The organism is Mesorhizobium sp. M1E.F.Ca.ET.063.01.1.1 (assembly GCF_003998155.1).
Lineage (GTDB): Bacteria > Pseudomonadota > Alphaproteobacteria > Rhizobiales > Rhizobiaceae > Mesorhizobium.
In genome coordinates this window covers 1-11,206 of record NZ_RZSC01000131.1, presented here as the reverse complement: position 1 = coordinate 11,206, position 11,206 = coordinate 1, and the positions used below count along the sequence as shown (strand labels likewise).

At 62.2% G+C, this 11,206-nt stretch carries 8 protein-coding genes; 5 read left to right on the top strand and 3 right to left on the bottom strand.

All coding sequences use genetic code 11. From position 1 onward, the window contains the following. From EOA29_RS12545 to EOA29_RS12535, 3 genes are all read left to right on the top strand, one after another. A partial coding sequence (locus tag EOA29_RS12545; protein ID WP_127220968.1) for a 5'-methylthioadenosine/S-adenosylhomocysteine nucleosidase occupies positions 1–422 on the top strand: 422 nt, incomplete at its 5' end. A gap of 72 nt (positions 423–494) precedes the next feature. Next, a complete protein-coding gene (guaA, locus tag EOA29_RS12540; RefSeq protein WP_127220967.1) occupies positions 495–2,051 on the top strand; it encodes a glutamine-hydrolyzing GMP synthase in 1,557 nt (518 codons plus the stop codon). A 318-nt stretch (positions 2,052–2,369) separates the two neighbouring features. After that, positions 2,370–3,623: a tyrosine-type recombinase/integrase gene (locus EOA29_RS12535; RefSeq protein ID WP_127220966.1), complete on the top strand. Its 1,254-nt coding sequence runs from the start codon at positions 2,370–2,372 to the stop codon at positions 3,621–3,623. A gap of 73 nt (positions 3,624–3,696) precedes the next feature. Here EOA29_RS12535 and EOA29_RS12530 read toward each other — a convergent pair whose 3' ends face one another. Beyond that, positions 3,697–4,020, bottom strand: a complete 324-nt coding sequence (locus tag EOA29_RS12530; protein WP_127220969.1) for an AlpA family phage regulatory protein — start codon at positions 4,018–4,020, stop codon at positions 3,697–3,699. A 260-nt stretch (positions 4,021–4,280) separates the two neighbouring features. Here EOA29_RS12530 and EOA29_RS12525 point away from each other — a divergent pair, with 260 nt between their 5' ends. Both EOA29_RS12525 and EOA29_RS12520 read left to right on the top strand, forming a co-directional pair. Further along, on the top strand, positions 4,281–5,225 hold the full coding sequence (locus tag EOA29_RS12525; protein ID WP_127220965.1) for an HNH endonuclease: 945 nt from the start codon (positions 4,281–4,283) through the stop codon (positions 5,223–5,225). Further along, positions 5,222–5,824, top strand: coding sequence for a hypothetical protein (locus EOA29_RS12520; RefSeq protein ID WP_127220964.1), 603 nt, complete (start codon positions 5,222–5,224; stop codon positions 5,822–5,824). Before EOA29_RS12525 ends, EOA29_RS12520 begins: the two co-directional genes overlap by 4 nt. A 259-nt stretch (positions 5,825–6,083) precedes the next feature. Here EOA29_RS12520 and EOA29_RS12515 read toward each other — a convergent pair whose 3' ends face one another. Then, on the bottom strand, positions 6,084–9,326 hold the full coding sequence (locus tag EOA29_RS12515) for a hypothetical protein (protein WP_127220963.1): 3,243 nt from the start codon (positions 9,324–9,326) through the stop codon (positions 6,084–6,086). Next, positions 9,326–11,206, bottom strand: a 1,881-nt coding sequence (locus EOA29_RS41335) for a hypothetical protein (RefSeq protein WP_210213137.1), incomplete at its 5' end; no start/stop codon positions are given. The genes EOA29_RS41335 and EOA29_RS12515, both read right to left, overlap by 1 nt.

Here is an 11,206-nt window from a genome sequence, read left to right as displayed (position 1 = left end):
CGCTGGAGCAGACCGAAATCTACCAGGCCGTGTCGGTCAGCTACCGCGACATGGATGCCTCCCCGCTCGGCTTCGAGAAAGGCGCGACGCCGTTCCTCGACCTGCCGGTGACGGTGCCGCTGCCCTTCGTCATCCCCGGCATCAGGAGCGCGACGCTGTCCTCCGGTGGCGCGATCGTCACCGGCGCCGCCTATGACGCGATCGACGCCGACATGGTTGACATGGAGACCTTCGCCTGCCTGCGCGCCTGCCAGCTGTTCGGCGTGCCGCTCATCGGCCTGCGCGGCATTTCCGACGGCGCTGCCGATCTCAGGCATGTCGGCGACTGGACCGAATATCTGCACGTCATCGACGAGAAGCTGGCCGCGGCAATCGGGTTGCTGGAGCAAGCGATTGTATCCGGCGCGATCCGCCTTACTTAAGGGCTTGGGAAGGACCGAAGGCCGCAGTGCACAACCATTGCGTCGACTCGTTTCTTTCTTTAAAGGCCCTCCATGACGACACATCCCGACACCGTTCTCATCATCGACTTCGGCAGCCAGGTCACGCAGCTGATTGCGCGGCGCGTGCGCGAAGCCGGGGTCTACTGCGAAATCGTGCCGTTCCAGTCTGCCTCCGAGGGCTTCCGCCGCGTCCGGCCGAAAGCCGTCATCCTGTCGGGCAGCCCGCATTCGACCGTCGACATCGGTTCGCCCCGCGCGCCCGACGAGGTCTTTTCCGCCGGCATTCCGGTGCTCGGCATCTGCTATGGCGAGCAGACCATGTGCGCCCAGCTCGGAGGCAAGGTCGAGGCTGGCCACCACCGCGAGTTCGGCCGGGCTTTCCTGGAGATCGAGGACGACTGCGCGCTGTTCGACGGCGTCTGGGCCAAGGGTACGCGGCACCAGGTCTGGATGAGCCATGGCGACCGCGTCACCGCCATTCCCGATGGCTTCCAGGTGGTGGGCACGTCCACCGGGGCGCCCTTTGCCGCCATCGCCGACGAGGCGCGCCAGTTCTACGCCGTGCAATTCCATCCCGAAGTGGTCCATACCCCTGACGGCGCGAAGCTGCTTGGCAACTTCGTCCACCATATCGCTGGCCTCAGCACGGGCTGGACGATGGCTGCCTATCGCGAGCAGGCGGTCGAAGCGATCCGCAAGCAGGTCGGCAAGGGCAAGGTGATCTGCGCGCTGTCGGGTGGCGTCGATTCCTCGGTCGCCGCGCTGCTTATCCATGAGGCGGTCGGCGACCAGCTCACCTGCATCCTGGTCGACCACGGCCTGATGCGCAAGGACGAGGCGCAAAGCGTGGTGGAGATGTTCCGCCAGCACTACAACCTGCCCCTGATCCTGGTCGACGCTTCCGACCGCTTCATCACGGCGCTCGAAGGCGAGAGCGATCCCGAAAAGAAGCGCAAGACCATCGGCCGGCTGTTCATCGAGGTCTTCGAGGAAGAGGCCAAGAAGCTCGGCGGCGCCGATTTCCTGGCGCAGGGCACGCTCTATCCCGACGTCATCGAGAGCGTCTCCTTCTCAGGCGGTCCGTCGGTGACGATCAAGTCGCACCACAATGTCGGCGGCCTGCCCGAGCGTATGAACATGAAGCTGGTCGAGCCGCTGCGCGAATTGTTCAAGGACGAGGTGAGGGCGTTGGGCAAGGAACTCGGCCTGCCCGAGAGCTTCATCGGCCGCCATCCGTTCCCGGGTCCCGGCCTTGCCATACGCTGCCCGGGCGGCATCACCCGCGAGAAGCTGGAGATCCTGCGCGAGGCCGACGCCATCTATCTCGACGAGATCCGCAAGGCCGGCCTCTACGACGCCATCTGGCAGGCCTTCGCCGTGCTGCTTCCGGTGCAGACCGTCGGCGTCATGGGCGACGGCCGCACCTACGAATTCGTCTGCGCGCTGCGCGCCGTGACGTCCGTCGACGGCATGACGGCCGACTTCTACCACTACGACATGAACTTCCTGGGTGCGGCCGCCACCCGCATCATCAACGAGGTGAAAGGCATCAACCGCGTCGTCTACGACGTGACCTCGAAGCCGCCCGGAACCATCGAGTGGGAATGATTCTACGACCGTCGTGGACTATTGTGGCCTATTGTAGACGTGGTCATAACAACTTGATTTTAAATGGTTAATTGTTCGGGATCAATCGCCATCAATCGACCCCCATCGCAACCATTTGACGGTATCGATGACGGTATGCGCCTGCTTGCCCGAACATCAAAATCGCGGTACCGTCATGCCAATTTTGGCCTCTGACGGTATTTTCTTGAGCCTAAGTGGCAGAAATAAAACAGGAAAATGACGTCACGCAGGCGAAATTTCGTCTGACGGTATTCTGATCCCCTTTTTGTATGTTTTGCGACTGCAGAGGAGAGCATCGTGCTGACCGACACTGCGCTTAAGCACCTGAAATCAAAGAGCAAAGACTACAAGGTCACCGATCGTGACGGTATGTACGTCGTCGTCAAGAAGTCGGGTTCGATAACCTTCCGCTACGACTACCGCCTCAATGGCCGCCGCGAGACCCTGACGCTTGGAAGATATGGACCGGCCGGCATTTCGCTTGCCCGCGCCAGGGAGCTTTGTATCGATGCGCGCCGGACGGTAGCGGGAGGGGTATCGCCAGCCCAGGAAAAGCAGCGCGACAAGCGACGGATGAAAGAGGCCAGAAGCTTTGGCGAGTTTGCCGCGGGCTGGTTCAGGGAAGCGCAGATGGCCGACAGCACCCGCGCCATGCGCCGCGCGATCTTCGACCGCGACATAAAGACTGTATGGCAAAACCGGCTGCTGGTAGAAATTACGCCGGACGATCTGCGCGCATTGTGCGCAAAGGTGAAGGAACGCGGTGCCCCCGCGACTGCCATTCACGTACGCGACATCGTCAAACAGATCTATGGCTACGCGATCCTGCACGGCGAAAAGGTAGCGAATCCGGCTGACGACGTCGGCCCGGCCTCGATCGCGACTTTCGTGCCGAAGGACCGGGCACTCTCGCCAGCCGAGATCCGAACCATGCTGAAGCAGCTTGAGCACGTTCCGACACTTCCCACGATCCGGCTCGGGCTGCGCCTGATCCTGCTGACCATGGTCCGCAAGAGTGAGCTCCAGGATGCCGTATGGGACGAAGTGGACTTCGAAAATGCGCTATGGTCCATTCCGAAAGAGAGGATGAAGCGGTCGAAACCCCACAACGTCTATCTCTCGCAGCAGGCGCTCGACATCATGATCGCGTTGAAGACCTGTGCGGGAAATTCCCGTTACCTTCTGCCCTCCCGCTATGATGCGGATGCACCGATGTCCCGGGCAACATTCAATCGTATCACCACGGCAGTCGTGCTGAGGGCCAGAAAGGAAGGGCTTTCACTGGAGCCATTTACCGTTCACGACCTGCGTCGGACCGGGTCGACCCTGCTGAACGAACTGGGCTTCAACCGAGACTGGGTGGAGAAGTGTCTGGCCCACGAAGAAGGGCATTCGTCGCGCGGCGTTTACAACAAGGCGGAATACGGCCAGCAGCGGCGCCACATGCTGCAGGAATGGGCGGACATGATCGATGCCTGGGTCGAGGGGCGAAAACACGTGCCGAAGCTCTCTCCGCCTGACCTGGAACTGCTCCCGGCCGACCAGAGCTGAACTGGGCCGCCAGATCGGCCTGACAGGGGATGACAGGCTACGTTCGAACGGACCGTGCTGCGCCGGAGCAGAGCTACTGCCTGACCGGACGTGTCTTCCGTTGCCTCACATCCGGGGCGGGCGCCCGGTGCAGCAGGCCGGTTTCAGATGCGCGGCGACGCGCGTCTATCCATGCTTCCACCTCGGCCAGATTCCACACCACGCAGCGCGAAGTAAGGTGAAACCGGCGGGGAAACTCGCCGCGCTGTTCCATTTCGTAGATGGTTGAGTCTGCAAGAGGAACGATCTTGCGCAGCTCCGGCCGCCGGATTGTTTGCTTTGATGACAGACGCCGGGGCGATGATGAGCCAGAGGGAGCAGCATCGGCGGACGATACACGATTCGATTGATCCAACATGTCCAGACTAAGCCCCCCGATGTCAGCTCTTTCAGCGATGGCTGATCTCCAGATCAGCAACTTTACTTGATCTGGAGCCTGACCATTTTGGAGGGGCAGTTGAAGAGCTGCCGTCTCTGCAGCGAGGAACGAACGGTTCCGACCTGCCAATCGGACAACTGGAAACTTAATCAGGCGTGGCCCAACCCTCGCGAGGGAGGGCACGCCGCTGGACCACAACATGGTGAAACCGACTGGCGAGGAAGCGCTCTTGAGAACTCATGCCGATTATTCTCTCCAAAAGCCTTAAGAACCAAATCGCCTCGGCCAACGGACTAAAGCCGGAGCAGGTCGAAGACGAATTGTGGTCGCAGAGTTCGCAAAAATGCTTCCTTTGCGATGGTCAACTGAACCGCGCCTCTGACACTATCGAAGTCGACCATCACATCCCTCAGTCAGAGGGGGGCGGTCATGAGTTTTCAAATATCCGTTTGGCTCATTCGTTGTACAACAAGTGGAAAAGAAATAATAATACCAACGATGTGGCTCCATTTCTACGTTTTAGGCGATTCTATGAGGAAAACGGCTCCCACATTACCTTCTCGAAGGCGCAAGAGTTCCTCAATTCTTTGCCAAAGGACGTATATACAACAATATCAAAGGACTCCGTAACGTTCGAGTTGCCGAATGGAACAAAGCCGAAAGTACCAATATTCTCGGAGAGTGTAGGAAGCGCACGACTTAACTATTGTTTTGTGGAACTTACGCTTGATTGCCTGTGGAATGACTCCGAGGTTCAGCCGCGTGACGTAAAGCTGAACCATTTGCACGCGATTTCAATGGACCTATTTTTAAATCCATTGCATGAACAGCCGGCTTGCCGATTAGAAGGCAAAAAGCTTTATTTGTTCGATGGGCAGCACAAGACACTTGCCAAGGCTCTCAACGGGGTGACGCATGCAACGTTTAAAGTCTATTTAGACCTTTCGCGAGCTGCCGCGACAGTCTTGGTCAACTCGGTTCAAGCCAAGATCAAGAAGCTACCCCTGACTCCATTTGAGCTAGCTGCAAAGCTAACAGACGAACTTCTTGATTATCTTGAGTTGTATCAGGATAAAGTTGGGCAAGATAAGCGTCTGAGCAAGGGTTCATTCGTTCTCTCGAACAATCTGACAGAAAACGGGCCTCGCAGGCTATCGAAGCGCAGAGAATCGACTCTGTTATGAAGGCAGAGGATTTTGAGTTCCGCAGTAGGATAGAGATGAAAGGACACAAAGTTGTCGGCCTATCAATAAAAGAAAACGCTTTTCAGAATAAGGTCTTGAAGCGTCTCCTTATGTGCGCTCCGCTGTCAGCAACCTTTGCTGGAGAAGAGATGAGAAAAGCGAGGGAGCGAGAAACAACCAATGTCGTGCGTATTATGAACATACTGTATGAGTATGCGTTTGAGCCGGCGTTGGTCGGAGCGGCGCTCCCTGAGGAAAAGACAAGGGCGGAGCGTATCGCATACCAGGCTGCATTAGGCTATGTAGCAGAGCTTTTGCTCAGAATTGCGCAGCATCGTGTGGTGGCATCCGATACAAATATGGCTTTTATTGAAAAGACGATAACCGAAGAACAATGGGCGGTTATCAAGCAGGACATAAAGCGATTGGTGGAACATCCGATATGGACTGCGGATTTAAAACAGAGTGGTAAGACACGCGCTGTTGAGGATGCGCTTTCCAAAAATCAAGGCGCGGACGATGCATTCAAGGCTGTTCGTCTGACCGCTGGGTATTGTGTCGGTGCCGACAGTCTCTCAAGTGGGGCTTTGAGTGATTAATCAGGACAAGACTTCGGATTGCGCGTCAAAAAGCGGCTCTTTCCCCAAGGGGTTATACTCGTCGGTCGTGCAGGGCTGAGGATCGGGAACACGTCAGGGTTGCCTGCGAAATGGGCACTCTTCAGGTGGTCGGGATACGTCCGGTCCTCCCTTTAGGTCGGTGTGGTTACTGTGCGGCAGCAAAATAGAAAGGCCGGCCCTTAAGAACATTTTGCAGTATGAAAATTGTCCATACTTCCGTCGTTGAAAGGTTTGGTATCTACTGGATGACAATGCTCGTGACGCCGCCGAGGCGGTCTACCGGATCGACGATAGCCACCATCAGGGTCAGCTGCACAGGCGCCCCGGCGGGTTTGGGAAGCTCGGTTGTCACCGTCCCGCCCTCGATACTGGGCCAGGCGCCATCGAGGACGAGTCCATCGGCGTTGCGGATTGGCTCGATCGACCCACCGGCCCACTTCGTCCACGCCGCCAGGCGGTAACGGCCCGCGGCCAGTCTGTGCGCCCTTGGCGGGTTGTCCACCTGGATATGAAGCCCGATGGTATCGGGGCCGGCGCCTGGCAGCTTCGTGACATGGACGGCGGCGCTGTCCGGCGCTGCCTGAGCCGCTTGCGGAATGTGCATCACGACGCGGGGTGCCGAAGGCGGGCTTTTGGGCCTCGGCCGGTCCAGCGCGCCGGAGGAATCCACCGGCACAATTTCGCTGGCGACCTCGTCGAACTCGGCCGGCAGCCGCCGTTCGGGCGGCATGCGCCACTCGGCCCAGTAGACATAGCTGACGAAGGGCTCCAGTCCCCGACCTTTGTTGTCGTCGACCAGACTGGCAGCGTATCGACCCGTGTCCTGGTCGCGGCTCATGGCGGCCGGAACGCCGATCTGACGCGCATAGATGGGATCGGCGACCCCGGCGACAGCGCGGCGGATGGTTGCCGCTGGCGGCCGGTCACCCCGCTGACCGGGATTGAACAGGCCCGGTTCGTCGCGCTCCAGCGTGATTTCGTCCACGGCGTCGGTCGAGACGCTGAGAAGCACCTGTCCGTTGGCCGCATCGACAGAGGCATCGAGACGCGGCGGGGCCGGCTGCCGGCTTTCGGGCACCGCGACTGCAACAATGCCGCACTTGCCGAAATCCGCCTCCTCGCCGTCCGATCCGAGCGGCACCACACGCAGGAACTGGACGGTCTCGAGGCTGCGGGGAAGGCGGGTCGAAAGCGTCGCGATCCCGCCCTGGGCGACCAGCGGCGGATCGGTGAGGAGCCGGAAATATTTTTTGATGCCCTCCCGACCGGCCCCCTTGACCGCCACGAGGCCGCGGGACGTCGCACCTTCCGGGTCGCCTGCAAGGTCGCCGGGAGTGATCTGCATCGCTGCCTGGTCGGCGAGATAGACGCGGTGCCGTGACCCGTCCGCCGCATTCCAGCGGAGCTTCACCTCGACCTCAGGGCCGGGACCCGGGTCGCTTGACCAGAACAGCCCGACGCCAGTCTTCAGCAGCACAGGCGCACTGAAGTTCCGGACCTCGAACGTGACGCTGGCGACCTCCGATTCGTTGCCTTCGGAATCGATGTACTGGCCCAGCAGCGCGAACCTGGTGACCTCGTCGACTACCTGAGGCACCTGGAGCTGGTGATCAATGATGCCGGGCGCCCTCAGGTCGATCGGGTCGTCGTTCAGTTCCTCGATGCCGAGCCGGAGCGCCACGATATCGAACGAACCAGCACGCAGGTCGTCGAGTCGTGGCACGACGATGGCGCTGCCGAGTTGCTTGATCCGGGCTGGCGAGAAGCGTTCTGACTCGGGGAGCGGTTTGGGCACCGCGATCCGGACCTTGACCACGCCGGCCGACGCACCTGCCGGAATGACGCCGGGACTTCGCTCGAAATGGAAGCGCAGCACCGGGGCCGGCGGCTTCGGGCGCGGGGGCGGCTCGACCGTGAAGGGCTCGACGTTTTCCGGGAATCGGCCGAAGACGTCCGACGCCCAGACCGCGAAGTCGGTCGGGCCGGCATCGGCATCGATGTCGTGGTCGGAAAGCAGCCCCGCAGGCTTGAGGCTCGAGAGGGTTGCTTTTAGCTCGGTCAGCCGCTGTGCCGGGTCGGCCTCGCTGCCGAAAATGCGGGGGACGGCACGGTCAAAGTGCTCGAGGCGCTCATTTCGCGACACCCATCTCACAGCCTCCTGGCGAGCTATCCCGCACTGCGAAACCAGCGGCAGGTCTTCGAACGCGAAGTTCGCCCTGTAGAGGTGGCTGGGTTCGGTGCCCTTGATACCTTGCCAGTGCTTCTCGAAGACCTGCGGGCGAGGCAGGACTGGCGCAAGCCATGGCGATACCGGGTCGAGCGTCGCCGCCAGCGGCGCGATCACCAGGCCGGCCGACAGCACGCGTTCGGCTGCTTCGGCCACAGCTTGCTGGTGGTCTTCACCGGTGGCTGCCCTCAGGTTCTCCGCATAGACCCGGACGAAGTGGCTGGTCGGCGTATGTCCCTCGATGGCGGAGAGGTCCAGGCCACGTTCGCCGTACCCGGCGAGCGACACCGCGAAGAGGCCAAAGATGGTCAGCGTCGACCATCGCCCGCCCGGGAGGTCGTCGATCCGGTCGGCGAAGCCAAGATACCGGGCGATGCCGGGGTCGGCTGCCGCAAGTTGCAGCGTGCTGAGGCGCCCGATATCGGCCCGCTGCTCCCGGCCGGTCGGCATTGCCCCCATATCCTGCATCCGCTCCTGCTGCGCCCAGGGGGCCGGTTCGCGCGTGCTGACCAGCCGCTCGATCAGCGCATCGATATCATTCTCGACATGCAGTGAACCAAGCGCCGCGACGACGCGGTCCAGTTCGTCGGAGGGTGACAGTCCCTCGAGGCTGCCGAATGGCCGGTCCATCGGGTTGAGGCGCAACGGCGCCCCACGCTTGACCCGCTCCAGTCCGTCGTCCCGCTTCTGGATCCCCAGGTACCAGGGAAAGCGGCCGGAGATCGGCAGGGCCAGCGTTGTCAGCACCGACCCGCGGTCGGCCTGCAGTTCCTCGGCCATCGCAAAAGGCATCAGCCGCTGGAGAATGTTCAGCCTTCCTGTTCCCCGGATCCTGAGCTTGCGCAGCACCGGGCCGGAGAACTCGAAGGGGCCGCGATCGCGCACGCCCACCACGCGTCCCGCATGATCGAGCAGTTCGGCAGTCTCAATGGACGCCGTGCTTTCGTCGATCGCGATCGAGGATGTGGTGAAGTTATCGGGCTCGTTCAGCAGCAGGGTTACCTCGAGCAACCGGTCCTGGCCGAAGTCCGCGCCGGCAGGCGCACCCCGGGAATCCTGGGCGAAGAACGAACAGGGCCGGGGCTCGCCCCCGACCGTGAAGCCGCGCACGACCAGCGGGCCGACGGGGAAGCTGGGGCCGAGCCCGGCAAAGATGCGCAGGTGCGTACCGGGCTGCAGGTCGTTGTCGCGTCCTGGCTGTACCGCGAAGGCAAGGGCAGACAGGATCTGGGGAGGGGCCAGGATTGACGGCATCAGGGGTCCTCCGCAAAGCCGGGCAGGGGTGGCAGGGTGAGCTTGCCGACATGACCGCGGTTCGAGGTCAGGACGAGCCTCGCCTGCTGCGGCCCTGGCGGGACCTGGAACGGGGTCGAGGTGAGGAACAGCAGCCGCGCGCCCGAACGATCGCGCCTGCGGATATCGAACGTGACCGGCGGTGCGCCTTCGAGCGTCAGCGCGGCACCGTCGAAGTGCAGCCGGCCGGCGCGGTGGACGGGTTCGGGCGACTCCAGCATGAAGCCGGCGAAGAGCCAGGCGCCGGCGCCGTCGGCGTGCCAGATGCGGCTCAGCCGCGGCGACATGGCCACCGGCCAGCCCTCGAGGCCCAGCGCGGCGAGCGCGTTCTGGAAACCCTGGTCGTCGTCCGCGATCACTGCGCCGCCGCCAATCGCAATACTGTCTACTGCGAGGTCGCCAACGAGCACCGACAGGGGGGGCAGCGCGGTCGGGGCGGTGACCTCGAGGCCCAGCGCCGCCAGCATCTCCTCGGGATTGCGCCAGCGCGAGGTTCTGAACGTGACTCCTGGCAGCCTGCCCTGCGAGGTGCCGTCGACATCGGCGCTGACATAGGCCTCGTACCAGGCCTCGGGCTCGAGTTCCGGAGTGACCGTCGCCGTGCCGCCAGGCATCGGCTGCGGACATTGCGATCCGGTCAGTGCGTCGAAGCGCACCTTGTCCACCGCCGAAAGGAACTCACGGTTGGTGCCGAAGCTCCAGCTCGGCAACAGCAGCTTCGGCCTGTCGTGCTCGGGCCCCGGCCGGTCAATGCGCCGCACCGCAGTCGAGATGCCGAAGCCGTAGGCGTCGGCCAGCGCCGCGACATGGCTCTGGGTGAAATGCGCGGAGATCGGATCGTTGCGGAAACGGAACTGCTCGCTCTGCCCCGGCTCGTAGCCGGCGAGGTAGCGTTCGAGCAATTCGGGGGTGAAGCTGTTCACGTGCTTGAAGATGAAGTCGGTATAGCCGGCGGCACCGATCAGCAGCGGGCTGCCGGACCGCTTGCTGGCGGTACGGAAGAACAGCTGACGACGCGTCGGGGTGGTTGCCTGATCCTCGCCCTGTGAGCGGTAGAGGTCCTGGTCCGGCAGCGACTCGGCCGCATTGGTCTGCCCGGCCTCGTAGCGTTCGCCCGACCACAGCATGTCGATATCCAGTCGGTAGAGGTGCCCGGGCTCGAGGATGGTTCGCCGGTGAGCCTCAAGCGGCAGCATCGTGAGTTTCGGCCCGTCCTGGGTAGCGCTGGCAAGCTGGTTCGAGAGATCGGCAACCGCCGCGAGCTCGAAGGCCGCCAGCTCGGCCGCCGCGCTCGACAATCCGCGCAGGCCGAGCACGCCCAGTGGTGCCTCGACCGGCCAGGTGACAACGATGCGATCAGTCTCTCCGCCGTTTGGCCTGAAGAGGACAAAGGCGCGATCGTCGATGACATCAAGGATATCCGGTCGCCAGTCGGCGCCCTGAGCGTCCCGCACCGTGACCCCGAAAAGATTGTCTGCGTTGGTGAACATGGCGCGGTTGCCGGCGAGGACCAGCAGGCCATCCCCGATCGGCTCGGGCAGGACCAGGTGCACCCGCTGCTTTATGAAGGAGCCGAACTCGAACAGGGTGCGGGGATCGATAGCCGGGGGGATGGAGAGGTTCGGCACGATGATCGAGCCGTCGAAGGTGCGGTCCAGCCCGAGCTCGCGCGGCGCCTCGAAGGTCTCGATCCGCGCTGCCGCAAGCGAGAAGAGTTGCGGAACGGTGTAAGCGTTATCGAGCAGCGTCTCTTCGCCGCTCTCCTTGACCCCGAAATGGTGCATCTCGGCTTCGACGCGGCTGCGGAGCACGTCGGTGCCCACCGGCGATTGCGGCAGGAG